The sequence below is a fragment of the Bacillus sp. FSL E2-8868 genome (genome assembly GCF_038005505.1).
Taxonomy (GTDB): Bacteria; Bacillota; Bacilli; order Bacillales; family Bacillaceae_G; genus Bacillus_A; species Bacillus_A mycoides.
In genome coordinates, this window is record NZ_JBBOTI010000001.1 from 586,062 (window position 1) to 610,530 (window position 24,469).

Genomic DNA, 24,469 nt, shown 5'->3' on the forward strand with positions numbered 1-24,469 from the left:
AGTTGAAAAACTAAATTTGAACTTTATCCCGCTATTTGTGGGCAGTAAAACTCCCACCTCAAAATTCGGCTTGAGCAAAGAAGTTAGGTGGGAGATCAACTGCCCGTAAACCCCCACTGATTAAAGTTTCACTTTATAGTTACAAGATTTGCATCCATCTAGTAGACTATCGTTTCGTGTTAATTCCACGTTCGGGAATAGGATTTCAAAAATCCCCTTCATCATATCTCCGTGCATGTTACAAATTTCAGTCGGATGATGCGCAGCAACTTCTTTAAATGGGCAATTGTGTACATCATAGAAAATTTTTGTGCCATCTGTACTTAATTCAAAAGCAGGGGATAAGCCAGCTGTTGAGAATGCTTCTTTTGCGATTAGCATTTTTTGTTCTATCGTCAATGCTTCTGCACTTACATTTAAGCGATGCATATGTTGTTGCATTAATTCTTTGCCGAATTGTTTTCCTGTTTCATATAGCGCTTTTTCACCGGCGCTACCTAAGCTTAGTAGTGAATTAAATGCTATCTGTGCTAATAATTGATAATCGCGAAATGGGAATTGTAACTGGATGACATCTTGAGACAAGACGTATAGTCTGCTTGGTCTGCCGCCTTTCCCAGTTTTTTTTGTTTCTGATTTGAGCATATTAACATCTTCTAATTTTGATAAATGTAAACGCGCCACGTTTGGATGAATGTTAAACTCATCTGCAATTTCTTGTACAGTTACGTAATTATGTTTTTGCGAAATATATTTATAAATGTAATAACGAGTAGGGTCAGATAACACACCTGTAATTTTTAAAGCTTGTTCCATGAGGATCTCCACCTTTATCACTTTATCCAAGATATTAACATTATAATACAGATAAACTTCTATATAGGTAATTTCAGACAATAGTTCAGAAATTGTTCATAATTTCACAAACATATTTTTCCTTTTTCTCTTAGTGAAAATACAAAATCTCTAATTTTTCTTGTGCATTTTTTTATGATATATACATAGTGAGGAGGGAAACTTGATGAATAGTGTCGAGCTTTTTGCAAATATGATTATGAAAGAAGCTTGTAGGGTGCAAGCATCGGACTTACATATTGTGCCCAGGCAGAAGGATGTGGCGATTCAATTACGTATTGGAAAAGATTTAATTACGAAACGGTGTATTGAGAAAGAATTTGGAGAAAAGCTTGTTTCACACTTTAAATTTTTAGCATCAATGGATATAGGAGAGAGGAGAAAACCTCAAAATGGTTCGTTGTACTTACAAATTGATGGACAAGAAGTGTATTTACGCCTTTCAACACTTCCAACAGTATATCAAGAAAGTCTCGTTATTCGCCTCCATTTACAAGCATCTGTACAGCCACTGTCTCATCTTTCGTTATTTCCAAGTTCAGCGGAAAAATTACTCTCTTTTTTAAAGCATTCTCATGGGTTACTCGTATTTACTGGGCCAACTGGTTCTGGAAAAACAACAACAATGTATGCGTTATTAGAAGTAGCTAGAAAATGGCAAACACGTCGCATCATTACACTGGAAGATCCAGTTGAGCAAAGAAAAGACGGTTTATTACAAATTCAAATAAATGAAAAAGCTGGTATCACATATAAAACGGGATTAAAGGCTATTTTGCGTCATGATCCAGATATTATTTTAGTTGGCGAAATTCGTGATGAAGAAACAGCAAAAGTAGCTGTAAGGGCCAGTTTGACGGGACATTTAGTAATGACAACCTTGCATACAAATGATGCGAAAGGAGCGATACTACGATTTATGGATTATGGTATTACAAGGCAAGAAATTGAACAATCATTATTAGCAGTAGCTGCTCAGCGGCTCGTCGAATTAAAATGTCCATTTTGCAGAGGGAAGTGTGCAACTTTATGTAAATCAATGAGGAAAGTGAGACAGGCAAGCATTTATGAACTGTTATATGGATATGAATTAAAACAAGCGATTAAAGAAGCAAGTGGAGAACATGTTACGTATCACTATAAAACGTTGGAATCGTCGGTTCGAAAAGGGTATGCTTTAGGCTTTTTAGAAGAAGATGTATATGTTTAAGAGAAAATGGAGTTTAAGTGATCAAGCATTATTATGTAAAAGATTAAGTGATTTATTAGAGAAAGGTTACTCACTTTTGCAGGCGTTAGAATTTTTGCAGTTGCAACTACCATTAGGAAAGAAATTACAGTTACAGCGTATGATCGAGGGATTGAAAAATGGACAAAGTTTGCACGCTTCTTTTCACCAATTAATGTTTCACTCTGAGATGTTAAGTTATTTGTTTTATGCAGAGCGACATGGTGACATTTCTTTTGCTTTGCAACAAGGAAGCGTACTTCTTTACAAGAAAGATAAATATAGGAAAGATATGATGAAAGTAATGCGATATCCTATGTTTTTATCATTTTTTTTAATGATTATGCTTTCTGTTTTTAACCTCATTTTATTGCCTCAGTTTGAAATGATGTATAGTTCTTTACGTTCTACAGCACCACCACTTACGGAGCAAATTTTAGTTGCAATTAAATTATTACCCTACTTCATTTATATGATTGTTCTTATCGTTATAACGGGATTTAGTATATATATATTTTATTTCCGAAAACTTCCGCCTACTCAAAAGGTAAAGATTATGATCCGTATTCCCCTTATGAAAACATTTCTTATTTTAAATCATTCGCATTATTTTTCCACTCAATTAAGTGGTTTATTACACGGTGGATTGTCCGTACACGAAGCATTAACAATAATGATGAAGCAAAAGTATCATCCGTTCTTTCAGTATGAAGCAGACCGAATTGAGCGGCAATTAATTGCAGGAGAACCGTTACAATCTATTATTGATAAAAGCGGTTATTACGAGAAAGAACTTTCTTATATCATTACGCATGGACAAGCAAACGGTAATTTAGCAAATGAGCTTGGTGATTACAGTGAGCTCATTATTGAAAAGGTAGAACAAAAAATTAAACGTATGTTATTTGTGATTCAACCCATTTTATTTACATGTCTTGGGGTTATAGTCATTTTGATGTACTTAGCGATGATTATGCCGATGTTTCAAATGATGAATTCTATATAGGGGGCATTTACATGCAGAATGAGGAGGGTTTTACTCTTTTAGAAATGTTATTAGTTATGGTTGTCATAACTGTATTATTACTATTAATTATTCCAAATGTAGTTACACAGCGCTCATCCGTCCAAGGAAAAGGATGTGCAGCCTATGTGAAATCTATAGAAGCACAAATACAAGCATATCACTTGCAACATAATAAGATTCCATCAATAGAGGAACTTGAAACAGGAAAGTATATTACTTCAAAAACTTGTCCGAAAGGTGAACCAATCCATATTTCCGATGATGGTACGGTATCAGCTGGGAAATCGTGAAGCAAAAAGGTTTTACTCTTTTAGAAATGCTACTTGTCTTATTTGCTATTTCTGTACTGAGTGTTGTTACGCATTTTAACGTTACTTCATTACATGAAAAACAAAAAGTTGAGCAGTTTTTGAAACAGTTTTCAAATGATATTTTGTATATGCAGCAGTTAGCGATTAAGCGTCAAAAACATTATACGTTACGCTGGTTTAAAGAGAAACATATGTATTATATTTCGGAATCGGAGACAGACCTATTAATTGTTAAGAGAGAATATGATAAAGATGTCCAAATGGATTTGCATACCTTTCCAAATCCAATGACATATAATCCGAGCGGGAATATTAATAGGGGTGGTACGATTTTACTTTCCTATCGAGGGTATAAATATGAGATTGTATTTCAGCTTGGAAGAGGGAGATTTACGTATCGTGAAGTGTCAAAAAGGATCAGTAATGGTTGAAATGGTTGTAGCGTTAAGTTTAATAATGATGGCGGCATCGTTATTGCTCCCGCAAACATTATTAATTATGCAAGAAAGAAAAAATATAAAAATGAGCTATAAAGCATTAATATTATTAAAAAAAGAAGCGGCCTTATTTAAGTATGAGAATGAGGAAAAGCGAGTAAAAGAGCAAGTCATAAAAGGAATTGTATATTACACATATTGGAGAGGCGATGAAGTTTGTACGATGTGGAAAGATATGAGAGGAAAAGCGATGGAGCAATGCCTTTATGCAAAGGAAAAATAAAAAAGAAGCGGGATTTACATTAATAGAAATGATTGCATGTTTGTTGCTTTTATCAATGTTCTTTTTACTTTTACCGCGTCTTCATATTATGGGGATAGAAAATACACATTCAAAAGGATTAAATGACTGGGAGTGGGATGTGTTTTTAGGACAAATGCAATTAGAGTTTCGTGAAGTATTAAGTGGGAGGAAGATAGAGCTAGAAAACGGTGGGAATATTTTACGCTTCCAACTTCGTAATGGTGATCAGGTGACGTATGAAAAGTTGAATAGTAATTTAATAAGAAAAGTAAATATGCGCGGAAGGGAATTTATATTACAAAGGATTGAAGCGATTTCGTATAAATTAACACCTCATTTGTTATATATATATGTGAAAGATATAAGTGGTGAAATATATGAAGGCGTGGCTGTGCGCTATAGTGAAATTGAGATAGAAACATGAGAAAACAAGATGGATTTGTAATGCCAGGAACAATTATTTTTCTTATTTTATTCATTTCATTTTTGATGTACGAAACGAATATGTTACTTTCGGATAAAAAATTTTATTCTGAAATAGAACAAAGTTTTTTCATGGAGGAACTTGTTGATCGAGCTATTTCAGATATAAAAAGAGACTTACAGCAAAAAGAAAAAGAGGATGTTTTTTTATTTCAGTATGAAAGAGGAGAAGTGAGTGGAAAGTACGTCTTTGAAAATGATGTTATTATCATTTCGTTGCAATGTGTTACAAAACAGAGAGTTTTCTATACAGTGAGCTTTCGGTATAGGGAAAAGGATAATAAAATATTTGATTGGGTAGAAGGATAATATGTAAAATATATGGAGAAGAACCATGAGTTTCTATTGTGGAGGGAGTCAATTTCTTTGAGGAAAGGGATAAGAACGATGTTCAAAAGTTTAAATTTTCTCAAAAAAGAGAAAGGTAGAAAGAATATGATATATTCATGCTATCCAATCATTTTTTCTAGGGAGATAAGAAAATGACAAATAACAATCAAATAGGTGAAAGTAAGGAACAAACTATTTTTGATCATAAAGGAAATACGATTATGACAGAGGATAGGGAAATACAAATTATTTCAAAATTCGAAGAACCTCTTATTGTTGTATTAGCAAATGTATTAAGTGATGAAGAGTGCGCTGAATTGATTGAATTGTCTAAAAATAATATGAAACGTTCTAAAGTTGGTTCATCACGTGATGTAAATGATATTCGAACGAGTAGTGGTGCATTTTTGGAAGAGAATGAACTTACTTCGAAGATTGAAAAACGAATTTCATCTATCACGAATGTTCCTGTAGCGCATGGAGAAGGATTGCACATTTTAAATTATGAAGTGGATCAAGAATATAAAGCGCACTATGATTATTTTGCAGAACATAGCAGATCAGCTGCTAATAATCGTATAAGTACTCTTGTGATGTACTTAAATGATGTAGAAGAAGGCGGGGAAACATTCTTTCCAAAATTAAATCTTTCTGTACACCCTAGAAAGGGAATGGCAGTATACTTTGAGTATTTTTATCAAGATCAATTACTAAATGAGCTTACGTTACATGGAGGAGCACCTGTAACGAAAGGTGAGAAATGGATTGCAACGCAGTGGGTGAGAAGAGGTACTTATAAGTAAAAGTGAGCCAGCTTGTTTGATTACGAGAAAATAGTGAGTATGTTACGTTTTGTTCTTCATAGCATAAGAAGAACAAAACGTTTTTTTATTAAATAAAGTAACATCTTTCGTTATAATAACAAATAATAACGGATGATTGAGAGGAACGAAAATGAAATCTATATACATAACTGGCTATATGGGAGCTGGGAAAACAACAATTGGAAAAGTGTTAAGTAAAGAACTTCATATGGATGTTGTAGATACAGACCAAAAAATTGAAGAGAAGCAAGAGAAGGCAATTCGTGATATTTTTGCCGAAGAAGGCGAAATGGCTTTTCGGGAATATGAAAGTGAAATGGTACGTTCACTACCGGTTCAGAATGTAATTATTACAACGGGTGGAGGGATTATTGAACGAGCGGAAAATCGAAAGTGGATGAAGGAAAATGGAACTGTTGTGTATTTATATTGCGATCCACATGTAATTGCAGAAAGGCTTCGTGAAGATACGACACGTCCACTATTTCAGAAGAAAGATATAGATGCATTTATAACGAAATTTGAATCGCGCCGAGCTTATTATGAAGAGGCTGATATTCATATCGATACGACAAATAAGTCGGTAAAGCAAATTATGAATGAATTAAAGCAAAAGATTAATGAATAAAAAAGTGGACATACTAATCAAGTAGAGGTGATGATAATATGTCTACTAATGATTATGTACGCTTTGTGACACAGCAATTTGTGTCATATATGGATGCTCCAAAAGAGGATCGAAAACAACAGAAACAACAACGTCGTGCGGAGAAAGAGCCATTCTTAAATAAATGGTTTGGTGTTATGCCACTGAGCGCAGCTTTGTTTTATCGAAATGTAAAAAATAAAAGAAAAAAATCAAGCTAACTTTTTCGTAATATGTCTGGCAAAATAAAGATCCCCTAGTGCAACAAGCTGCTAGGGGATCTTTATTTATTGTTGCACAGATTCTTTTTCTTCAGTAACCGCATGTATCTTATTATTTACCCATACAAACCCTATTCCGATGCAAATAGAAATACCCCAGCCAACAGCGGTCATAATAGCTCTCATTTCACCATATCCATCTACACCGAAAACAGAGATGAAATAGATTTTCAAGAAGCTTTTTAATATAAATTGAAGGCCGAAAAATAGTGTTAAATATTGCAGTGCTGGATATATACGACTATCACGATAAAGCTCACGACTTTTATCACGATCATGACCTTGCAGTGCTGAAATATCCGCTGCGAAATATAACATAAGTGGTTTTTTTATAAAGATTGTACATATAACGATGCAGCCAAGTACGATATGATAATATGCATCATTCCATAGCATTCGTTCCGCTGATCCAGATATTAAGTCTACCGTTGTATTAGAAATGAGTGTAATTAAAATAAAGAACCCTGTAACGTTAAACTGTTTTTCTTTTTTAAAGGTATACAGTGTATAAATAATCCCCGGAACAGAGGAAATTAACATTGCGTAATAAGGATCGATATAAGGTTTTGCAAATTTCCAAATGAGGAATGGGAATACGAGATAAAAGACAAGATCTAATATAGCTTTTTTATTTTGATTCATACAAATCCTCCTTAAGTCATACATATATTTTATAATATAATTTCTGAAAATTGTATAAGGTTTAATAAAAAAAAGAAAAGTAGATGATTAGTAGATTAAAAAAATTGTCCCTAGCGTAGTAAGTTTTTTTAGTATATAATAAAGGAAACGCTTTCATTTTTTGATTTGTTCACAAAATGGATGGAAAATCACATATTTACTATTGATATGTTACTTTATAATGAAACTAATTAAATATACATGCATACAATATTGTGAAATAAATAACATAAATAATCTATATAAATGTAAACGTTATCAAAAGAGAGGTGGAGACAATGAGTAAATTTTTCTTCAATCATAATCCAGCAACATTAGAGGATGGAAGACTGGTTAAGTATGCTGAAATTATTTATGGAGAAGGTGGCCGTTCTGTATTAGAAAATTTAATGGTGAAGGCATCTATCAGATTACGTGATCGTTATCCGAATAAATCTGACGAACAGATCTCGAACCTCGTAAATCAAGGCATCCATGATATGTTTCAAAAATACGTGAATGAGTAAGAGCAGCTACTGGCTGCTCTTATTTTTTTGTATAAGGATTGTGCCTCTAGCTGAAAATAAAGATGCATTTTGAAACATGCAAAAAGGAGGCGAAAAAGATGAGTAATGGAATTGGTCGTTCAAAAGAGAATCTTCCAACTGATGCAAACCATGTAAGTGCAAAGGATCGTGCATATCAGAAACGTATGACAGAGAAAAAACAGCAAGAGCGTAATGAAGATAGAGAATAGGCTGGGAACATATCTTAAAAGAAGCTCCTTCAATCTGAAGGAGCTTTCTTTAAGATAGAAAATGATTTGCGGTAACATAAAAGAGACCACCGTTTATAATTTGTATTGTAATGCGTGGTTCGTATTGTTCTTGTAATGCTTGCTTTTCAATTTCATAGCTTTCTGGAAGTTCATCGCTATCTTCGTAAAATCGATTTAAAAGGTCTAAATCGTGATTCCAACGCACTCTCGCTTCTTTTGCCCACGTGTGGTCATCTTCAGCGATTATACTTTTTAAAGCATCCTCTATACGCTGTAAGCCACTTTGTGGCTTAATGATAGGTGAGAGGGTAAAACAAAAGTCAGGTATTTTCGGTGTGAGTTTGATCTCTGCTAAAGTGTCATGAAAGTTTGCAATCATTGTCCCGGAAATAAGATGAATACCGATGGAATGAAGTATGTCTTTTTTTCGGTCGCATTGATAAGATACTTTTATATTTACACCAAGCCAAGGATGAAGGGGAGTATGAGTTGCCCCGCTATGTTTCACTTCCTCATATAAACGTATGTATGAACCTAGTTCTTTTGTTGTTTCAAATATTTGATGCAAACGGGGTGAACCGTAATGAATAAGTTCACCGTCGTTTTCTTCGTTTTCCGGATTTGTAATAAGAGTAAGGCGCATCGGGTTCGGAACGCCTCCTGTTTTTTCAAGATAGTGCCAATAGAAAGGGCGGTTCATTAATAATTTATCCATTTCAATTGTTAACTGCACGTCTAATAGGTGAGGGGAACGTTCTAAAATTTCGCAGTTATTCGCCTCAAAAAAGTTATATAAGTAATTATGAATTTCATTTTGCTGCATAGTCCTGCACCTCTGCTTCATTGCGCTTCGCAAAATCGATAATAGATGTTAAATTTTCCATCTTGATTCGAATTTCACCTTCGCTTTTTGACTGCGCGAAAATTTCTTGAATATGCGCATCAATATTTTTCATGTTGATTCTCGTTAAAATTTCATCGAGTTCACCGATTACACGTTCAAATAAATTAATTTTTTCATATAGTAGTTTTAAAATGTGCTCTTCAACAGTGTGCTTTGTTGCTAAGTTATAAATGTGAACATCATTTTTTTGTCCAAGACGGTGAATACGTCCAATCCTTTGCTCGAGTCGCATTGGATTCCACGGTAAGTCGTAATTAATCATATGGCTACAAAATTGTAAGTTAATTCCTTCACCACCAGCTTCGGTCGCAATTAATACTTGGGCATGATTTTGGAAAAGCTCCTTCATCCAATCTTTCTTCCCGCGCTTAAATCCACCGCGAAATGGAACAGAGGAAATGCCATGTTGTTGTAAGAACCATTGTAAATACATTTGTGAAGCTCTATATTCAGTGAAGATAATGACTTTATCGTCAACTTCTTTTATAAGCTCTAGTGCTTTATTTGCTTTGGAGTTGAACGGAATATGATTAATTTTGTCCATCAGCACATCAATATGTGGGTCCTTTATGTAGTGCTCATTTTCTTTCTGTCTTTTTTCTACATGTTTTTTTAATGAATAGTAAACAGCTTCACGACTACTACATGCTTCCCGTTTTAAAGTTAAGGATGAGAAAGCAGATGTGACGGCATCTTGTCCACGCCAATTTTCAATTTCATTATACAAAGCTTGTTCTTCTTCATTGAATTCAACGAAGATTGTTCGTACATGCCTCTTCGGCCAATCAATGCCAGTGTTATTGCGTCTATTTCGAACCATTACTTTATTGATAAGAGCTTTTAAATCTTCATCGGATTCAGTGGAACGATTTTTGGAAGCGTAATATTCTTCAAAATTAGATTGATTGCCTAAATGACCTGGTTTTAATAAAGAAACGAGGTTGAAGATTTCATCGATTTTATTTTGAACAGGAGTTGCAGTTAGTAATAAACAAAACTTCTTTTTTAATCGCTGTGCAAATTCATAGTTTTTTGTTTTATTATTTTTTAGTTTATGTGCTTCATCGATAATAATAAGGTCATACTCTAGGTTTAAAACGATATCGCGATGCGGTGAACGTTTCGCAGTATCGATTGATGAAACGATGACATCAGCTTGTTCCCAAGAATAACTTTTCTTTTGAGCGACCGCAGGAATAAAAAATTTTGTGTTTAGTTCATACGCCCACTGAGATACGAGAGAAGCTGGAACGAGAATGAGTACCTTTTTTACAAGTCCTCGAACCATATATTCTTTTAAAATAAGTCCAGCTTCAATCGTTTTTCCAAGTCCGACTTCGTCTGCTAGAATCGCTTTACCATTCATTTGTTCAATGACATTTTGAGCGACCTCTAATTGATGTGGAAGCGGCGTGAAATGTGATAAATGTTTCGGTGCTTGCAATCCATCAAAAGTAGGGACGAGTAACGATTTCTCTGTTTTATAAGCTAAATGATATAAATCCCAATTTGTCCAAGGACCATCTTCATCAATTCTTTTTAAAAAATTGTTTTGCCACGTTCGATCTACGGAAATATCGACATTCATTAAGACTCTCCCACCTTTTATAAACTAAAGTGATTATTTAAAAAATCTTTATTATAAGCCTCGTAATAAGGCGCTATCACAATTACTAAAAGTTAAAGAATAGGCAATGATAAAGGGCTAAATTTCAAAATTTGTATTTAATAAGATTAAGAATGAAAAATTCTAAATTATTTTTTATGCTAGAATATTGATGAAATATAGCGAATAATGTTAGGATAATGGTGTGAAATGTGTGGAATCTTTCGTATTTTATCCAAGAAAGTAACTTTTTATTTACGCTTTCATAAAAAAATATACTGAGATTCCGTATAACCTTATCTTTTCAGAATGAAAATGTTTAGATATGGGAAGCAACTTTTATTGATTTGTCAGAGCATAAGGGGGAAAGAGCATGATTACATTACAACGTACACCGTTATTTGATGTATACGCGAAGTATGGTGGGAAAACAGTCGACTTCGGTGGTTGGGAATTACCAGTTCAATTTTCAAGCATTAAAGAGGAACATGAAGCTGTACGTACAGGAGCAGGTTTGTTCGATGTATCTCATATGGGAGAAGTAGAGGTAAAAGGTGTAGATAGTTTAGCATTTTTACAACGTGTTGTTACAAATGACGTATCTACCTTAAAGGTAGGGGGCGCACAATATACAGCTATGTGCTATGAAAATGGTGGCACAGTAGATGATTTATTAATCTACAAACGTGGTGAAGAAGACTATTTATTAGTAATCAATGCATCAAATATCGAGAAAGATTACGAATGGTTAGCTAGCCATGTAATTGGCGATGCGAAAGTAGTCAATGTTTCTAGTGAAGTTGCGCAGCTTGCAATTCAAGGACCAAAAGCAGAAGGCATTTTACAAAAAGTTGTGTCAGAAGATTTGAAAGAAATTAAGTTCTTTAAATTTAAAAATAATATTCTTGTAGATGGAATTCCTGCACTTGTATCTCGTACAGGTTACACAGGTGAAGATGGATTCGAAATTTACTGTAAGAGTGAAGATGCAGCAAAACTTTGGGAGAAACTTCTTGAAGTGGGAGCAGAAGAGGGCTTAAAACCATGTGGTTTAGGTGCTCGTGATACACTTCGCTTTGAAGCAACACTTCCGTTATACGGACAAGAGTTATCAAAAGATATTACACCGATTGAAGCGGGAATTGGCTTTGCGGTAAAACCAAATAAAGAAGCAGATTTCTTTGGAAAAGAAACGTTAAAAGAGCAAAAAGAAAACGGTGCATCTCGTAAATTAGTCGGCATCGAAGTAATCGAACGCGGTATTCCTCGTACGCATTACCCTGTATTTATAGGAGAAGAAAAAATCGGGGAAGTAACGAGTGGTACACAATCTCCAACGTTAAAGAAAAGCATTGGTTTAGCACTAATTGATGTAAAATACGCAGCAGTTGATACAGAAGTAGAAATTGAAATTCGTAATAAACGCGTCAAAGCAGTAGTTGTTCCAACACCATTTTATAAACGTTCAAAGTAACGGGGAGAGGGGTAGATTTCATGTTGCATCGTTATCTTCCAATGACAGAAGAAGACAAAAAAGAAATGTTACAAACAATCGGCGTTCAAACGATTGATGAGTTATTCTCTGATATTCCAGAGAGTGTTCGTTTTAAAGGGGATTTAAAAATTAAAGAAGCAAAATCAGAACCAGAGCTTTTAAAAGAGCTATCTCAAATGGCTAGCAAAAATGCGAACTTAAAAGAATATGCTTCTTTCTTAGGAGCAGGTGTATACGATCATTACGCTCCAGTAATTGTTGATCATGTTATTTCTCGTTCAGAGTTTTATACAGCTTACACACCATACCAACCAGAAATTTCACAAGGGGAATTACAAGCAATTTTTGAATTCCAAACAATGATTTGTGAATTAACAGGAATGGATGTAGCAAACTCTTCTATGTATGACGGAGGTACAGCTTTAGCTGAAGCGGCAATGCTAGCAGCTGGTCATACTCGTAAAAAGAAAATTCTTGTATCTAAGGCAGTTCATCCAGAATCAAGAGCAGTACTTGAAACATATGCAAAAGGTCAAAATCTTGAAGTTGTTGAAATTGATCATAAAAACGGTGTAACAGATTTAGAAGTATTACAAAGTGAAGTAGATGATACAGTTGCTTGTGTAATCGTTCAATATCCAAACTTCTTCGGACAAGTGGAAAAGTTAGCTGATATCGAAAAAATCGTTCATCAACAAAAATCATTATTTATCGTTTCTTCAAATCCATTATCATTAGGCGCATTAACACCGCCAGGAAAATTCGGTGCTGATGTTGTAATCGGTGATGCACAACCATTCGGTATCCCAACGCAGTTTGGTGGACCGCACTGTGGTTACTTTGCAACAACGAAAGCATTTATGCGTAAAATTCCAGGACGTCTTGTCGGACAAACTGTAGATTCAGATGGTAAACGTGGATTTGTATTAACGTTACAAGCACGTGAACAGCATATTCGTCGTGATAAAGCGACGTCTAACATTTGTTCAAACCAAGCGTTAAATGCATTAGCAGCTTCTGTTGCAATGACGGCACTTGGCAAACAAGGTGTAAAAGAAATGGCACGTCAAAACATTTCTAAAGCACAATATGCAAAACGTCAATTTGAAGCGAAAGGTTTCACAGTAACGTTCGCTGGACCATTCTTTAATGAATTTGTTGTAGATTGTAAACGTCCAGTTAAAGAAATAAATGATGTATTAATACAAAAGAATATTATCGGTGGTTACGACCTAGGCCGTGATTATAAAGAGCATGAAGACCATATGCTTGTAGCGGTAACAGAGCTTCGTACAAAAGAGGAAATTGACACACTTGTAAACGAAATGGGGGCTATCCAATGAAGAACCAAGACCAAGCACTTATTTTTGAAGTGACTAAAGAAGGACGCGTAGGATATAGCTTACCCAAATTAGATGTAGAAGAAGTAAAATTAGAAGATGTGTTTGAGAGTGATTATATTCGAGTAGAAGATGCAGAGCTTCCAGAAGTATCTGAACTTGATATTATGCGCCATTACACAGCGCTTTCAAACCGTAACCACGGTGTGGATTCTGGATTCTATCCACTTGGGTCTTGTACGATGAAATATAATCCGAAAATTAATGAAAACGTAGCTCGTTTCGCAGGCTTTGCAAATATTCATCCACTTCAAGATGAAAAAACAGTGCAAGGTGCAATGGAATTAATGTATGACTTACAAGAACATTTAATTGAAATTACAGGTATGGATACTGTTACGTTACAACCAGCAGCTGGTGCACACGGAGAATGGACAGGATTAATGTTGATTCGTGCATATCATGAAGCGAACGGTGACTTTAACCGTACGAAAGTAATTGTTCCTGACTCTGCTCACGGAACAAACCCGGCGTCTGCAACAGTAGCTGGTTTTGAAACAATTACGGTGAAATCAAATGAACATGGTCTTGTTGACTTAGATGATTTAAAACGTGTTGTAAACGAAGAAACAGCAGCACTTATGTTAACAAATCCAAATACATTAGGCCTATTCGAAGAAAATATTTTAGAAATGGCAGAAATCGTCCATAACGCAGGCGGTAAATTATACTATGATGGTGCAAACTTAAATGCGGTATTAAGCCAAGCACGCCCAGGAGATATGGGATTTGACGTTGTGCATTTAAACCTTCATAAAACATTTACAGGTCCGCATGGCGGCGGTGGCCCAGGTTCTGGTCCAGTAGGTGTGAAAGCTGATTTAATTCCGTACTTACCAAAACCGATTTTAGAGAAAACGGAAAATGGCTATCATTTTAACTATGATCGTCCAGAAGCAATTGGGCGTGTGAAACCATTCTATGGTAACTTCGGAATTAACGTTCGTGCATACACATATATTCGTTCTATGGGCCCAGATGGCTTGCGTGCAGTAACTGAGTATGCTGTATTAAATGCGAACTATATGATGAGAAGATTAGCACCATTCTATGATCTTCCGTTCGATAGACATTGCAAGCATGAATTCGTATTGTCAGGTCGTCGTCAAAAGAAACTTGGTGTACGTACATTAGATATTGCAAAACGTCTGCTTGATTTTGGTTACCATCCACCAACAATTTACTTCCCATTAAATGTGGAAGAATGTATTATGATTGAGCCAACAGAAACAGAATCAAAAGAAACATTAGATGGTTTCATTGATAAGATGATTCAAATTGCTAAAGAGGTAGAAGAAAATCCAGAAGTTGTACAAGAAGCACCACATACAACGGTAATAAAACGTTTAGATGAAACATTGGCTGCTCGTAAACCAGTTTTACGTTATGAAAAGCTAGCACCTGTACAAGTGTGATTGGAATAAAAAGAACTCGCTATATGCGGGTTCTTTTTTTTGCAACATTGGTGCAGCTAGAATGAAAGAAATGTTAAAAATTTATATTTTTTGTTTCATATTGCTGTAAAGATGCGGTTTTATAGGTGATTTTGTTGAAAAAGTCGGTTTGATAAAAGTATTTATTTTTGTTAGAATTTTATTGAAATTAAGAAGATGTGATGAGGTAGAAATTACTCATTTTTATGTATATGTGAAAAAACGAGCAAGACGGGGGTGGAAGCGTGGGATATCGATGTTATAGAATGGTATACCATTTAGAAAATGGAGAAACAATTAAAGATGTAAAAGAATTTTGTTACCGAGACCAAGGGAAAGTGTTAGAAAGAGTAGCGCACCGTGTAATGGATAATAGAGAAGTGACAGCGATTGATAAACAAGGAACAATCATTTCAATAGCGTGTGAGGATATTGTAAAGGTAGAACTTGATTACATAACAGAAAGTTAACCTTGAGTCATATCGAATTATTCGATACAATATACTGTTGAATGGTGAAGAGAGAAGAGAGGAGTTTATCATGGGTAATACAAGACACTTTTATATGTTTATTTTAGCGTTTGTTCTTGTTGTGGCGTTAACGATTTATTTAATTGTTGATAGCAGCTGGTACAATACAGTTCATCCAGCATTCCTTCTTTTTATGTATGTAGGAATTGCGGTTGTTAGTTTCGGAATGAGAGACGAAATGTTAGATCGCTTTGAAAAGTGATACATATACGAAAGACCAACAGGAAAATGTTGGTCTTTTTTTTCTTGCCAAAAATAGGATGGTGTGTATATACTGTGTATATAAGGTATACACAGTATATACACACACTGGAGGAAAACATGAATATTATTATTTCGAATTCTTCCCAAGACCCTATTTATGTGCAAATAAGAAAACAATTAAGCCAGCTTATTTTAAATGGTGGTTTAAAGGGTGGAGACCAATTACCGTCTATTCGTAGCTTAGCGAAGGAATTACAAATTAGTGTAATTACAACGAAGCGTGCGTACGAAGAGCTTGAAAAAGAAGGATATATAGAAACTGTTGCTGGGAAGGGGACTTATGTTTCACGTAAAAATAATGAACTACTAAAAGAACAGCGGCTACGTCTATTGGAAAGTAAAGCGGAAGAGATTGTGAATGAAAGTAAAGCGTTGCAGCTTTCACTTGAAGATTTACAGCAGATGATTGCGTGTTTATATGAGGGGGAATAAGAGATGTTAGAGCTAAAAAACGTTTGTAAAACTTATCAAGACTTCTCAGTAAAAAATGTAAGTTTTACATTGCCACGTGGATATATTATGGGATTTATCGGACCGAATGGAGCTGGAAAAAGTACGACGATCAAAATGATTATGAATTTAATCAGAAAAGAGAGCGGTGATATAAAAATTTTTGGTAAGGACAATAAGAAAGCCGAAAAGGAAATAAAACAAAATATTGGTTTTGTATATGATGAAAATCATTATTACGAAGATTTAACGTGTGAGCAAATGAAACGGATTATTGCACCGTTATATAAAAAGTGGGACGAAAAGCAGTATCAATCGTATATGCAGAGATTACAAGTTCCAACGTATAAAAAGATTAAAGAGTTATCCAAAGGGATGAAAATGAAATTTGCGATTGCAATCGCACTTTCACACCATGCGGAATTCATTATTATGGATGAACCAACAGCAGGATTAGACCCAGTTGTTCGAAGTGAATTACTTGATATGCTGCAAGAGATTGTAATGGAAGATGAAGTATCTGTATTATTCTCAACACACATTACAACAGACTTAGAACGCATCGCAGATTACATTACGTTCATCAATGATGGAGAAATTATATTTACTGGTGAAAAAGATGAATTAATGGAGAACTACGTAATCGTAAAGGGGAGCAATGATTTATTGGATCGAGAAGGAAAAGAGTTATTCGTTGGCTTACGCAAAAATAAATTCGGATTTGAAGGACTCGCAAAGGAAAAACAAGCAATTATAGATTGGTTTGGAAATGAGGTTGTACTAGAAAAACCTACATTAGATGATATCATCGTTTACACTGCGAAAGGGAGAGGTGCCTATGCGTCAGCTCATATATAAAGATTTGTTCTTTTTTAGGGTAACGTGGTTAGTGAATCTAATTGTGCCTCTTGTATTATTTATGTTAGATCCAAGTGGTGAATTGTTATTTTCGATGAGTTGTCTATTTATAACTCTTTCTTCCGTTATGACGTTAACTTTTATGGATGAAAGGAATAACAGTGACATTATTATAAATAGTTTACCGGTAAGCCGAAAGGATATCATAATTGCTAGATATGTTTCCAGTGCAATATTTATTGTTGGTGGCATACTCTCTACGATGTTAGTTGTTTTTCTTGTAAGAGGCATTGTGGTCATTGGTGATATCGGTACCTATCATCCGAATCTATACATTGAAATTCCATGGTATGAAGTAATAAATGGAGCTGTTTACGCCGTATTTTTTGTTGTAACATTCTTTCCTAGTTATTATGTTACAAGGTCAAAGATAGCACGAAGTATAGTGTCAGGAGCATCAATGGTAGTTGGTGGAATTGCTTGGATATTCATAGGAGATGGATTGGATGAAACAACACCTTCATTCATTGAGTGGATTATGAATCCAGTGCATATCGGTGTATTTATAGTTGGAGGAATTATATTAGCTAGTGTCTATATCGCTTCTATGTTTCTTACAATTAAAATTTATGAAACGCGTGATTTATAGAGAGGGGAATTCATATGCAACAGTTGATTTTGAAGGAGTTTTTCTTACAGAAGAAGATGTTTCCTTTCTATTTTTTAATACCTATTTTATCTGTTTTTAGAAATTCCGTAGAACCGATGGGGATTGCAATAGGATTATTTATAACATGTAGTACGATTATATATATTTCTTTTTATTATGACGAGAAAAGTAAAATAGAAAAAGTATTAGTGAGTTTGCCGATAATGAGAAAAGAGATAGTTATAGCTAAATATATTTCAAGCACATTATTTATTATAGTCGGTTTGAGCATAACTTCTATAGTCGTAATATTAGGAAATATTTTGTTGGACAGAGATATAGTTATTCCTGGATATGCAATATTTTCAGCAATAGTAGCAACTTTGATTTATTGTGTAGTAACGATACCTACTAATTACATTGGAGGATATAAAGCTATTACTGTCTTGAATGTGATTATGATTTTTCCTTTAATGGGTATGATTGGCCTTATGTGCAATATTTTTGGTGATGAAATAATTATGTTAAAAGTACTCCACTCTCAAGAGGCTACACTAGCAATGAGTGTTCTTGGTATCGGAGTGTTAGTAAGTATAGTCATATCAATGTTTCTCTCAATGAAAATGTTTCAGGAGGCAGAGTTATAGAAGAGGCTCTTTTCATACTAGGAGGTGTAAAACATGATCAAGCAATTAATTTTAAAAGATTTCATCATTCAATGGAAATTTTTAATTTGGTACATACTCTATCCTATTCTCTTTTATATGGCTTTAACAGATACGGAAAATCTATTCATAATTATGTCAGTAATTATTACAATTGGGGCAACAGTAAAAACATTTGAAGTAGATAGTAAAAATGAGAGTGAAGTTATAGTAAATAGTTTACCAATATTGAGAAAACAAATTGTATTTGCGAAATATATAGTAGCAATTATTATTCTTTTTATAAGCGTAACGGTCGGTTGTTTCACGATGGGAATGAAGAATGGGGTTAACCTATTTGAATTTATTGAAACGACAATGGTTGCTAGTATTAGCTTTATTTTAGTGTATTTAAGTTTTGTTTTACCAATATCGTTTTGGTTAGCATATAAAAAAGCTATTTTTATTACGATTTTTATACTAATAGCACCGACAGCAATTGGTACTATGTTCTTTGAAATCAGCATGGAACAAATTCAACTATATAACAGCGTGTTATTCGTTAGTTCAATTTGCATGTTCATAGTATCTATCTACGTTTCAGTGAAATTGTATGAGAAGAGAGAATTTTAAAAGGTGCCTTATATAAGGCACCTTATTCAATAACGACAATATGAAAGTAAGAGTTTATAAACAGAGAGGCTGTTTGGTACAACATCTTTTGGAGTATGTAATATAAAGCTGAAAACGATAACGAGAATGAGAAAGAGGAAAAATAAAAATAGGATCTGCTTATGTATAGAATTTTGCATATAACCCACTCCTTTTTTAGGTAGTATGTCCAAAAGAAAGAAGGATATGAAAAATTTTAGGAGGGAGAATGATGAACAAAAGAAAGTGGTTATATAGAATTGGGGTACTTTTATTTTCAATTGGTCTCATAATAGCAAATTTTTACTCGGATATACCACCGCCATTTCCTAATTTGCATAAAGGGATTGGTATAAGTATTGTCATAGCTGGTCTGCTTTGTCTGATCGCATCAAATTTCTATAGAAAATCAGAATGAATATAAAGTGAAACTTTAATCAGTGGGGGTCTTACTGCCCGTTAATGCGGGATAAAAAAGGACAGTTACTTCTTTTCAGAAGAACTGTCCTTTTTAAATAACTTGTTCCATAGCTTGGCGATACTCCATATAATCACGATTGTAATGGAGGCAATAATTGACCAAGCGATAGATGCAATTTCAAGTGCCATGTTAGGAAGGAATGTAAGAATGGATAATACTTTATGAAACAGCCATTCTATTATATGAAAACTTATTTGTAATAGAATGACGATCCCGAGTGTAATCCATGCTAAGATTTGTTTTCCTTTTTCTTTCCACATGACATTCACCTCACGTTAGCCTAATAATTTTAAACCAACAGCGCCGCACAGAATGCAGCTTAAGAAGGCAAGGCGACGCCAATCCGCTGACTCGCGGAAAATAAGAATACCGAGAAGTGCACTTCCGGCAGTTCCGATTCCAGTCCAAATTGCGTAAGCAGTTCCCATCGGTAATGTGTTCATTGCAAGAGATAAGAAGAAGAAGCTTACGCCAAAGTTAGCGATTAAAATAACTTTTGGTGCCCAGCCTTTCTTTTCAGTGGCTACTTTCATAAAGAGTACACCAACAATTTCACAAATACCAGCTAGAATTAAAAATACCCAAGCCATTTTATGCGGCCTCCTTCGCTTCTTTTTCTTCTGTTACTCGTTTTAAACCAATTACTCCGAAGAAGATTAAACCGATTAATAATACTTTTACGATAGAGAAAGGTTCTCCGAAGATGAAAATCTCTGTAAGAACGATTCCACCAGCTCCAATTCCTGTAAAGACTGCGTATACAGTGCCGACAGGTAAATCTTTATATGCTCTAAATAATAAGACGAAACTAATTGTAATTAATAGAGCAACACCAGCCCACTCAAGTGGTGCCTCCGCTTTTTTAAGTCCAATAACCCAAAAGATTTCAATAATACCAGCTATGATTACATAAATCCATGCCATATGTCATTTCTCCTTCCTACCAGTCGTTAGGTAAAGGGCTTAAAAACGACGCATTGCAAAGGAGCAATCCGTCAGTTTGAAAGGCCGCGCCAAAATACTTTCCAAGAAGCTTCTAAACGTGTCTCAAAACGATTTAAACCTGCGTATAGTAGTTCAACCATAAGGCCGTCAAGTAAGCATAAAAAAGCCTCCAAAGCATCTTTTACTTCAATGTTATGCAGTTCATCTTGTTCGCTTGCTCTTTTAAACACAGGGAATAAAAGTTTTCCGACATTTTCAATGTGTACATTCGCTTTATCAATAATTTGTTCGCGAAATGCATCCGGCGGAAAATAAGAAGTTCGTAACCAAAACATTGATTCTTCACTTTCACCAAATCGCTTTGCATAACCTTTTAACAGATTTACTAGCAATTCTTCAGTAGACGATTTTGAAAAATTTTCGATATCGTCAGTGAAGCTTTGTAAATCTTTTTGAAGAGCGGATTCTAAGCATGTAAAATATAGCTCTTCTTTTCCTTTAAAGTGTGCGTAAATCGATGGTTTTTTAATCCCAACTTCTTGAGCAATATTTGCTAATGAAGTTCCTTCGTAGCCGTAGCGCGCGAAATGAGAAAGTGCTACAGCTTTAATGCGGTTTGCTGTCATTTTCATCCCCTACCTACCGTTCGTTAGGTTCATTATATGAGATAAAAAATATAAAGTCAATAGGTGAAGAACTGAAAAAAGAGTGCTATGGTTGGCACTCTTTTCTAGACTGTTTTTCGCTCAATTAAATGGAATGAAAGTTCTTCTGAGTTTCCAATAATGTGTTCGTTTTGTATCTGTTTATGAAATAAAGAAAAAGCACGTGATCCCATTGTGAGCCCGGGATGCTCAATAGTTGTAATTTCTAATGCTTTTGAAATTTCATGGTTATCAAATCCCAGTATAGCGAGGTCTTCAGGTATGCGAATGCCATGTTTTTTTGCCTCTGTTAATAAACCAGCAGCTACTTGATCGTTCGCTGTGAAAATAGCGGTTGGACGATTTTTCATGTTTAAAATACGATGAAGTATTTTTGCCCCGTCCTGCATCGTATAACATTGATGAAAAACCCAATCAGGGTGCACTGTTTTTCCTTCTTGACGAAGAGTATCGGCGAAAGCTTTTTCACGCTCGATTGAATTAGCACTTGTTTTTCTTGCTAAACAAATGCCGATTTTTTCATGACCTTTACTGAGTAAATAGGAAGTACCAAGGCGGAATCCTTCGTAATGATCTACATAGACAGATGAAATGAGGGGATGTTTCATTTTTTCACATGAAATAATAGGGGCAAATTTTGCGAACGGTTCAATTTGTTCCCATGAACTCGTGCGAGAGCAAATAATCATCCCGTCAAATTGCTTCATTTTCATCATTTCAAGAACGCGAATTTCTTCAATACTATCGTAATTCGTTTGGCATAAATTAATATGATATCCAGCTGCTAACGCTTCGTTTCCGATTCCTTCAATGATCGTGCTAAAGTACGGAAGATTAATAAAAGGTAGCATAACGCCAATTGTATATGTTTTACCCTTTATTAAATGGATAGCATTTATATTTTTTGCATAGTTCAATTCTTCAACTGCATCTAAAACACGCTTACGCTTTTCTTCTTTTACGTAAGGATGATTATTAAGGACACGAGAAACAGTTGATATAGATACACCAGCAGTTTTTGCAATTTGTTTTATATTGGCCATATGTATCACCTCTTTCCTTAATTATAAGGGGAAAATAATAAGAATGAAAAAAATCTTGACCTGAAAAGCTTTTCACAATCTATGTTATAAGCATGACTTCTGTTGTTCGCGTAACCTTTTTATTTGGGCGTAAGAATAGTGGGGTCTTTTTTGTATGTCTGCAAAGAATTTTTGTCAGAATGTGTGAGAATAACGTGGAAAGTTTTCGGAGGAGGCGTTTGATAACGAAGCGAATAGTAGAGAGTATAAACGCTTCACTCGTTAAGAGAGCGGTATGAAAGGGCGGAAACAAATTGAAAAAAGGAATCATTTGTTTCGTGTTTTCTAGTGTAATACTTAGCTCATGTTCATTTCAGCAAACGATGCAAGAAGAAAAAACATTTGTAGGAACAACAGGAGGGGCTAAGGACCGTGTTACTGATCCGATTCCGCTAAAGGAACTTCCAAAATATTTTCCGGCAAAGTTTAAAGTTCCAACGTTTTTACCTTATGACATTACGAGTGATGTGCAGGGAGAGGTAAGAACGATGGGAAAGAAGAATGCTGTCTTAACGATTAAATATAAGCAACAAGAGAAAGGAAGGCACGATTATATAGAATTAATAGTGGCCAACTTTTCTTACAGTTTTCCATACCTCGTAGAAGAGAATCGATTTCAAGAACAAATGAAATTGAATAATGGAGCACCTGCTTATTTTAAAAATAAGGATGATTACGAGCGAGGGGACGAATTTGCTACGCTTATATGGAAAGAGAAGGGGATTGAATATCAGCTATTATATCGTAATGTAGATGAGAAAGATGAAGATGTGATTAAACAAAATCTACTGTACATTGCGAACAATATGGAATAAAAAACTAGCTGTATCGTGCAGCTAGTTTTTGTATGTTATTTCTTTTTAATTTTACCTGACCAAGATTTAAATCCACCTTTTAATTGGTAGAAATCTGTGTAGCCTTGTTTTTTTAAGTATTGAGCTGCACGACCTGTACGGAATCCGCTTTGGCAATATAAATAAACCGGTTGATCTTGGCGAAGTTCTTTGTGGCGAAGGCGAATTTGTGATAATGGAATGTTACGCGCACCTAAAATATGTCCCGCGTTAAATTCATCTGCTTCGCGAATATCGATAAGCTGTGCTTTACGGTAGCCAGCGCGAAATTCTTCTTCTGAAAGTGTTTTAATTAATTTTTTCTGATAGAAATACATCCATACAGTGTAGCCGATGAATGCTGCAATTGCGGCTAGTATAATAATCAAGTTTGTTGACACGATTCTATCGCTCCTTTTTTCTTATCCTACTTTCAATATTATAATGCCCATATGTATTTATGCAACAGATTCATTTGTATATAAGAAGAAATTTCGTATTCTTTCACAAATTTTGTCGAATTTGGTAGACTAGAGAATGTGAAAAATAATTGGTTATATGAGGTGCAGGATGGGAAAAGAAAAATGGTGTTATATTAACTCTGGTCAATGTTCACCAGCATTTAATATGGCGTTAGATGAATGTTTATTAAATTGGCAAAGTGAAAAGAAAATGCCACCAACAATTCGTTTTTACGAATGGGAAGTACCAACATTAACAGTCGGGTATTTCCAGCGTGTTGAAAAAGATATAAATATGGATGTAGTTAACGAAAAAAAATATGGATTCGTTCGTCGTCAAACAGGCGGCAGGGGTGTACTACATGACAAAGAATTAACGTACAGTGTTATTGTGTCTGAAGATCATCCGAATATGCCAAAAACAGTTACAGAAGCATACCGAATTATTTCGCAAGGCTTATTGGACGGTTTTAAGGCATTAGGATTAGAAGCGTATTATGCAGTTCCGAAAACAGAAGCGGATCGTGAGAATTTAAAAAATCCGCGTTCAGGAGTATGTTTTGATGCGCCATCTTGGTATGAGATTGTAGTTGAAGGAAGAAAAATCGCGGGTAGTGCCCAAACACGTCAAAAAGGTGTTATCTTACAACACGGTTCTATTCCGTTAGAAATAGATTTAGATGAGTTATACGACCTATTTTTATTCCCAAATGAGCGAGTAAAAGAGCGTATGAAAAACATGTTTTCTTCTAAAGCGGTAGCGATTAATGAATTAACAGACCGCACATTTACGATTGAACAGTTAATTAAAGCGTTTGAAACTGGATTTGAAAAAGGTTTAGATATAGAGCTTGTGCCGTATGAACTAACAGAAGAACAGCTTCATGAAGTTCAAACTTTAGCAAAAGAGAAGTATGAAAGTAATGAATGGAATTATAAAAAATAAGGAGATGG

General features: G+C 34.9%; 35 protein-coding genes and 1 pseudogene. 25 read left to right on the top strand and 11 right to left on the bottom strand.

Annotation, left to right across the window (positions count from 1 at the left end; genetic code table 11):
* Window positions 1–120: 120 nt before the first annotated feature.
* Window positions 121–816, bottom strand: a complete 696-nt coding sequence (locus NSS74_RS03135) for a helix-turn-helix transcriptional regulator (RefSeq protein ID WP_002014995.1) — start codon at window positions 814–816, stop codon at window positions 121–123.
* 205 nt (window positions 817–1,021) lie between these two features.
* Between NSS74_RS03135 and comGA the strand changes: the two genes are divergently transcribed.
* The 10 genes from comGA to NSS74_RS03185 all read left to right on the top strand — a co-directional run bounded on the left by comGA (window position 1,022) and on the right by NSS74_RS03185 (window position 6,666).
* Window positions 1,022–2,065: a competence type IV pilus ATPase ComGA gene (gene comGA, locus NSS74_RS03140; protein ID WP_002014996.1), complete on the top strand. Its 1,044-nt coding sequence runs from the start codon at window positions 1,022–1,024 to the stop codon at window positions 2,063–2,065.
* Complete coding sequence (gene comGB / locus NSS74_RS03145) at window positions 2,052–3,089, top strand: competence type IV pilus assembly protein ComGB (protein WP_002138336.1); 1,038 nt, start codon at window positions 2,052–2,054, stop codon at window positions 3,087–3,089. Before comGA ends, comGB begins: the two co-directional genes overlap by 14 nt.
* Before the next feature lie 11 nt (window positions 3,090–3,100).
* On the top strand, window positions 3,101–3,400 hold the full coding sequence (gene comGC / locus NSS74_RS03150) for a competence type IV pilus major pilin ComGC (protein ID WP_002088623.1): 300 nt from the start codon (window positions 3,101–3,103) through the stop codon (window positions 3,398–3,400).
* Window positions 3,397–3,852 carry a competence type IV pilus minor pilin ComGD gene (comGD, locus tag NSS74_RS03155; RefSeq protein ID WP_002088622.1) on the top strand — a complete coding sequence of 152 codons (456 nt, stop codon included), beginning with the start codon at window positions 3,397–3,399 and terminating at the stop codon, window positions 3,850–3,852. The genes comGC and comGD overlap by 4 nt, the downstream gene beginning before the upstream one ends.
* Window positions 3,845–4,141, top strand: coding sequence for a hypothetical protein (locus NSS74_RS03160; protein WP_002088621.1), 297 nt, complete (start codon window positions 3,845–3,847; stop codon window positions 4,139–4,141). The genes comGD and NSS74_RS03160 overlap by 8 nt, the downstream gene beginning before the upstream one ends.
* A complete protein-coding gene (gene comGF, locus NSS74_RS03165; RefSeq protein WP_002088620.1) occupies window positions 4,125–4,586 on the top strand; it encodes a competence type IV pilus minor pilin ComGF in 462 nt (153 codons plus the stop codon). The genes NSS74_RS03160 and comGF overlap by 17 nt, the downstream gene beginning before the upstream one ends.
* Window positions 4,583–4,954 carry a competence type IV pilus minor pilin ComGG gene (gene comGG, locus NSS74_RS03170; RefSeq protein WP_113734228.1) on the top strand — a complete coding sequence of 124 codons (372 nt, stop codon included), beginning with the start codon at window positions 4,583–4,585 and terminating at the stop codon, window positions 4,952–4,954. Before comGF ends, comGG begins: the two co-directional genes overlap by 4 nt.
* 173 nt (window positions 4,955–5,127) lie before the next feature.
* Entirely contained in the window at window positions 5,128–5,778 is a 651-nt protein-coding gene (locus NSS74_RS03175) for a 2OG-Fe(II) oxygenase (RefSeq protein ID WP_002088615.1), read from the top strand.
* A gap of 151 nt (window positions 5,779–5,929) precedes the next feature.
* Entirely contained in the window at window positions 5,930–6,427 is a 498-nt protein-coding gene (locus NSS74_RS03180; protein WP_012261707.1) for a shikimate kinase, read from the top strand.
* 38 nt (window positions 6,428–6,465) lie between these two features.
* Entirely contained in the window at window positions 6,466–6,666 is a 201-nt protein-coding gene (locus tag NSS74_RS03185) for a YqzE family protein (RefSeq protein ID WP_002015009.1), read from the top strand.
* A gap of 66 nt (window positions 6,667–6,732) precedes the next feature.
* Here the strand turns inward: NSS74_RS03185 and NSS74_RS03190 are convergent, their stop codons facing one another.
* Together NSS74_RS03190 and NSS74_RS03195 are read right to left on the bottom strand one after the other, a co-directional pair.
* A complete protein-coding gene (locus NSS74_RS03190; protein WP_002015010.1) occupies window positions 6,733–7,368 on the bottom strand; it encodes a VC0807 family protein in 636 nt (211 codons plus the stop codon).
* Window positions 7,369–7,496: 128 nt separating this feature from the next.
* Window positions 7,497–7,614, bottom strand: a pseudogene (locus NSS74_RS03195) (GTP pyrophosphokinase).
* Window positions 7,615–7,685: 71 nt separating this feature from the next.
* Between NSS74_RS03195 and NSS74_RS03200 the strand changes: the two are divergent.
* Window positions 7,686–7,913: a hypothetical protein gene (locus NSS74_RS03200; protein WP_000032698.1), complete on the top strand. Its 228-nt coding sequence runs from the start codon at window positions 7,686–7,688 to the stop codon at window positions 7,911–7,913.
* Window positions 7,914–8,011: 98 nt separating this feature from the next.
* On the top strand, window positions 8,012–8,143 hold the full coding sequence (locus tag NSS74_RS03205) for a hypothetical protein (RefSeq protein ID WP_002088613.1): 132 nt from the start codon (window positions 8,012–8,014) through the stop codon (window positions 8,141–8,143).
* Window positions 8,144–8,192: 49 nt separating this feature from the next.
* Here the strand turns inward: NSS74_RS03205 and NSS74_RS03210 are convergent, their stop codons facing one another.
* Entirely contained in the window at window positions 8,193–8,987 is a 795-nt protein-coding gene (locus NSS74_RS03210) for a YqhG family protein (protein WP_002088611.1), read from the bottom strand.
* On the bottom strand, window positions 8,974–10,656 hold the full coding sequence (locus tag NSS74_RS03215) for a DEAD/DEAH box helicase (protein WP_002015016.1): 1,683 nt from the start codon (window positions 10,654–10,656) through the stop codon (window positions 8,974–8,976). The genes NSS74_RS03210 and NSS74_RS03215 overlap by 14 nt, the downstream gene beginning before the upstream one ends.
* A gap of 391 nt (window positions 10,657–11,047) precedes the next feature.
* Here NSS74_RS03215 and gcvT point away from each other — a divergent pair, with 391 nt between their 5' ends.
* From gcvT to NSS74_RS03270, 11 genes are all read left to right on the top strand, one after another.
* Window positions 11,048–12,148 (top strand): glycine cleavage system aminomethyltransferase GcvT, encoded by a 1,101-nt coding sequence (gene gcvT / locus NSS74_RS03220; protein WP_002034013.1) that lies wholly within the window; start codon window positions 11,048–11,050, stop codon window positions 12,146–12,148.
* Between the two features lie 20 nt (window positions 12,149–12,168).
* Window positions 12,169–13,512: an aminomethyl-transferring glycine dehydrogenase subunit 1 gene (gcvPA, locus tag NSS74_RS03225; RefSeq protein ID WP_002034012.1), complete on the top strand. Its 1,344-nt coding sequence runs from the start codon at window positions 12,169–12,171 to the stop codon at window positions 13,510–13,512.
* Window positions 13,509–14,984: an aminomethyl-transferring glycine dehydrogenase subunit 2 gene (gene gcvPB, locus NSS74_RS03230; protein ID WP_002122485.1), complete on the top strand. Its 1,476-nt coding sequence runs from the start codon at window positions 13,509–13,511 to the stop codon at window positions 14,982–14,984. The genes gcvPA and gcvPB overlap by 4 nt, the downstream gene beginning before the upstream one ends.
* Window positions 14,985–15,268: 284 nt before the next feature.
* Window positions 15,269–15,472 (top strand): DUF3929 family protein, encoded by a 204-nt coding sequence (locus tag NSS74_RS03235; protein WP_000262495.1) that lies wholly within the window; start codon window positions 15,269–15,271, stop codon window positions 15,470–15,472.
* 70 nt (window positions 15,473–15,542) lie between these two features.
* The gene (locus NSS74_RS03240; protein WP_002088608.1) at window positions 15,543–15,734 is read left to right on the top strand and encodes a hypothetical protein; all 192 of its coding nucleotides are present in this window, start codon (window positions 15,543–15,545) and stop codon (window positions 15,732–15,734) included.
* A 119-nt stretch (window positions 15,735–15,853) separates the two neighbouring features.
* On the top strand, window positions 15,854–16,228 hold the full coding sequence (locus tag NSS74_RS03245) for a GntR family transcriptional regulator (protein WP_001021351.1): 375 nt from the start codon (window positions 15,854–15,856) through the stop codon (window positions 16,226–16,228).
* 3 nt (window positions 16,229–16,231) lie between these two features.
* Window positions 16,232–17,104 carry an ABC transporter ATP-binding protein gene (locus NSS74_RS03250; protein WP_137075997.1) on the top strand — a complete coding sequence of 291 codons (873 nt, stop codon included), beginning with the start codon at window positions 16,232–16,234 and terminating at the stop codon, window positions 17,102–17,104.
* Window positions 17,085–17,753, top strand: a complete 669-nt coding sequence (locus tag NSS74_RS03255; RefSeq protein WP_002143120.1) for an ABC-2 transporter permease — start codon at window positions 17,085–17,087, stop codon at window positions 17,751–17,753. The genes NSS74_RS03250 and NSS74_RS03255 overlap by 20 nt, the downstream gene beginning before the upstream one ends.
* A gap of 14 nt (window positions 17,754–17,767) precedes the next feature.
* Window positions 17,768–18,400 carry an ABC-2 transporter permease gene (locus tag NSS74_RS03260; RefSeq protein ID WP_012261704.1) on the top strand — a complete coding sequence of 211 codons (633 nt, stop codon included), beginning with the start codon at window positions 17,768–17,770 and terminating at the stop codon, window positions 18,398–18,400.
* Window positions 18,401–18,433: 33 nt separating this feature from the next.
* On the top strand, window positions 18,434–19,030 hold the full coding sequence (locus NSS74_RS03265) for an ABC-2 transporter permease (RefSeq protein WP_002143119.1): 597 nt from the start codon (window positions 18,434–18,436) through the stop codon (window positions 19,028–19,030).
* Window positions 19,031–19,280: 250 nt separating this feature from the next.
* Window positions 19,281–19,466 (top strand): hypothetical protein, encoded by a 186-nt coding sequence (locus NSS74_RS03270; RefSeq protein ID WP_002143118.1) that lies wholly within the window; start codon window positions 19,281–19,283, stop codon window positions 19,464–19,466.
* Between the two features lie 65 nt (window positions 19,467–19,531).
* Here the strand turns inward: NSS74_RS03270 and NSS74_RS03275 are convergent, their stop codons facing one another.
* From NSS74_RS03275 to NSS74_RS03295, 5 genes are all read right to left on the bottom strand, one after another.
* Entirely contained in the window at window positions 19,532–19,789 is a 258-nt protein-coding gene (locus NSS74_RS03275; RefSeq protein ID WP_002143117.1) for a DUF3975 family protein, read from the bottom strand.
* A 15-nt stretch (window positions 19,790–19,804) separates the two neighbouring features.
* Window positions 19,805–20,119 (bottom strand): DMT family transporter, encoded by a 315-nt coding sequence (locus NSS74_RS03280; RefSeq protein ID WP_002015033.1) that lies wholly within the window; start codon window positions 20,117–20,119, stop codon window positions 19,805–19,807.
* 1 nt (window position 20,120) lies between these two features.
* A complete protein-coding gene (locus NSS74_RS03285; protein ID WP_000312339.1) occupies window positions 20,121–20,453 on the bottom strand; it encodes a DMT family transporter in 333 nt (110 codons plus the stop codon).
* 71 nt (window positions 20,454–20,524) lie between these two features.
* Complete coding sequence (locus NSS74_RS03290; RefSeq protein WP_002034003.1) at window positions 20,525–21,106, bottom strand: TetR/AcrR family transcriptional regulator; 582 nt, start codon at window positions 21,104–21,106, stop codon at window positions 20,525–20,527.
* A gap of 98 nt (window positions 21,107–21,204) precedes the next feature.
* Window positions 21,205–22,182 carry a LacI family DNA-binding transcriptional regulator gene (locus tag NSS74_RS03295; RefSeq protein WP_002143116.1) on the bottom strand — a complete coding sequence of 326 codons (978 nt, stop codon included), beginning with the start codon at window positions 22,180–22,182 and terminating at the stop codon, window positions 21,205–21,207.
* Between the two features lie 317 nt (window positions 22,183–22,499).
* Here NSS74_RS03295 and NSS74_RS03300 point away from each other — a divergent pair, with 317 nt between their 5' ends.
* Window positions 22,500–23,036 (top strand): hypothetical protein, encoded by a 537-nt coding sequence (locus NSS74_RS03300; protein WP_002143115.1) that lies wholly within the window; start codon window positions 22,500–22,502, stop codon window positions 23,034–23,036.
* A gap of 35 nt (window positions 23,037–23,071) precedes the next feature.
* Here the strand turns inward: NSS74_RS03300 and NSS74_RS03305 are convergent, their stop codons facing one another.
* Window positions 23,072–23,455 carry a rhodanese-like domain-containing protein gene (locus NSS74_RS03305; RefSeq protein WP_002034000.1) on the bottom strand — a complete coding sequence of 128 codons (384 nt, stop codon included), beginning with the start codon at window positions 23,453–23,455 and terminating at the stop codon, window positions 23,072–23,074.
* 169 nt (window positions 23,456–23,624) lie between these two features.
* On the opposite strand from NSS74_RS03305, the gene NSS74_RS03310 reads away from it, so the two are divergent.
* Window positions 23,625–24,461 (top strand): lipoate--protein ligase family protein, encoded by an 837-nt coding sequence (locus NSS74_RS03310; RefSeq protein WP_002033999.1) that lies wholly within the window; start codon window positions 23,625–23,627, stop codon window positions 24,459–24,461.
* The last annotated feature ends 8 nt before the right edge of the window (window positions 24,462–24,469 follow it).

Bases quoted from the DNA above. Each gene is read 5' to 3' on its own strand.
- NSS74_RS03215 (WP_002015016.1), bottom strand. From the start codon at position 10,656: ATGAATGTCGATATTTCCGTAGATCGAACGTGGCAAAACAATTTTTTA.
- gcvPA (WP_002034012.1), top strand. From the start codon at position 12,169: ATGTTGCATCGTTATCTTCCAATGACAGAAGAAGACAAAAAAGAAATG.
- comGA (WP_002014996.1), top strand. From the start codon at position 1,022: ATGAATAGTGTCGAGCTTTTTGCAAATATGATTATGAAAGAAGCTTGT.
- NSS74_RS03290 (WP_002034003.1), bottom strand. From the start codon at position 21,106: ATGAAAATGACAGCAAACCGCATTAAAGCTGTAGCACTTTCTCATTTC.
- NSS74_RS03240 (WP_002088608.1), top strand. From the start codon at position 15,543: ATGGGTAATACAAGACACTTTTATATGTTTATTTTAGCGTTTGTTCTT.
- gcvPB (WP_002122485.1), top strand. From the start codon at position 13,509: ATGAAGAACCAAGACCAAGCACTTATTTTTGAAGTGACTAAAGAAGGA.
- NSS74_RS03185 (WP_002015009.1), top strand. From the start codon at position 6,466: ATGTCTACTAATGATTATGTACGCTTTGTGACACAGCAATTTGTGTCA.
- NSS74_RS03295 (WP_002143116.1), bottom strand. From the start codon at position 22,182: ATGGCCAATATAAAACAAATTGCAAAAACTGCTGGTGTATCTATATCA.
- comGG (WP_113734228.1), top strand. From the start codon at position 4,583: ATGAGAAAACAAGATGGATTTGTAATGCCAGGAACAATTATTTTTCTT.
- NSS74_RS03260 (WP_012261704.1), top strand. From the start codon at position 17,768: ATGCAACAGTTGATTTTGAAGGAGTTTTTCTTACAGAAGAAGATGTTT.
- NSS74_RS03265 (WP_002143119.1), top strand. From the start codon at position 18,434: ATGATCAAGCAATTAATTTTAAAAGATTTCATCATTCAATGGAAATTT.
- NSS74_RS03135 (WP_002014995.1), bottom strand. From the start codon at position 816: ATGGAACAAGCTTTAAAAATTACAGGTGTGTTATCTGACCCTACTCGT.
- NSS74_RS03210 (WP_002088611.1), bottom strand. From the start codon at position 8,987: ATGCAGCAAAATGAAATTCATAATTACTTATATAACTTTTTTGAGGCG.
- NSS74_RS03235 (WP_000262495.1), top strand. From the start codon at position 15,269: ATGGTATACCATTTAGAAAATGGAGAAACAATTAAAGATGTAAAAGAA.
- NSS74_RS03280 (WP_002015033.1), bottom strand. From the start codon at position 20,119: ATGGCTTGGGTATTTTTAATTCTAGCTGGTATTTGTGAAATTGTTGGT.
- NSS74_RS03160 (WP_002088621.1), top strand. From the start codon at position 3,845: ATGGTTGAAATGGTTGTAGCGTTAAGTTTAATAATGATGGCGGCATCG.
- gcvT (WP_002034013.1), top strand. From the start codon at position 11,048: ATGATTACATTACAACGTACACCGTTATTTGATGTATACGCGAAGTAT.
- NSS74_RS03310 (WP_002033999.1), top strand. From the start codon at position 23,625: ATGGGAAAAGAAAAATGGTGTTATATTAACTCTGGTCAATGTTCACCA.
- NSS74_RS03180 (WP_012261707.1), top strand. From the start codon at position 5,930: ATGAAATCTATATACATAACTGGCTATATGGGAGCTGGGAAAACAACA.
- NSS74_RS03205 (WP_002088613.1), top strand. From the start codon at position 8,012: ATGAGTAATGGAATTGGTCGTTCAAAAGAGAATCTTCCAACTGATGCA.
- NSS74_RS03175 (WP_002088615.1), top strand. From the start codon at position 5,128: ATGACAAATAACAATCAAATAGGTGAAAGTAAGGAACAAACTATTTTT.
- comGF (WP_002088620.1), top strand. From the start codon at position 4,125: ATGCAAAGGAAAAATAAAAAAGAAGCGGGATTTACATTAATAGAAATG.
- NSS74_RS03275 (WP_002143117.1), bottom strand. From the start codon at position 19,789: ATGTGGAAAGAAAAAGGAAAACAAATCTTAGCATGGATTACACTCGGG.
- NSS74_RS03190 (WP_002015010.1), bottom strand. From the start codon at position 7,368: ATGAATCAAAATAAAAAAGCTATATTAGATCTTGTCTTTTATCTCGTA.
- comGB (WP_002138336.1), top strand. From the start codon at position 2,052: ATGTATATGTTTAAGAGAAAATGGAGTTTAAGTGATCAAGCATTATTA.
- NSS74_RS03255 (WP_002143120.1), top strand. From the start codon at position 17,085: ATGCGTCAGCTCATATATAAAGATTTGTTCTTTTTTAGGGTAACGTGG.
- NSS74_RS03200 (WP_000032698.1), top strand. From the start codon at position 7,686: ATGAGTAAATTTTTCTTCAATCATAATCCAGCAACATTAGAGGATGGA.
- NSS74_RS03250 (WP_137075997.1), top strand. From the start codon at position 16,232: ATGTTAGAGCTAAAAAACGTTTGTAAAACTTATCAAGACTTCTCAGTA.
- NSS74_RS03245 (WP_001021351.1), top strand. From the start codon at position 15,854: ATGAATATTATTATTTCGAATTCTTCCCAAGACCCTATTTATGTGCAA.
- comGC (WP_002088623.1), top strand. From the start codon at position 3,101: ATGCAGAATGAGGAGGGTTTTACTCTTTTAGAAATGTTATTAGTTATG.
- NSS74_RS03285 (WP_000312339.1), bottom strand. From the start codon at position 20,453: ATGGCATGGATTTATGTAATCATAGCTGGTATTATTGAAATCTTTTGG.
- NSS74_RS03270 (WP_002143118.1), top strand. From the start codon at position 19,281: ATGAACAAAAGAAAGTGGTTATATAGAATTGGGGTACTTTTATTTTCA.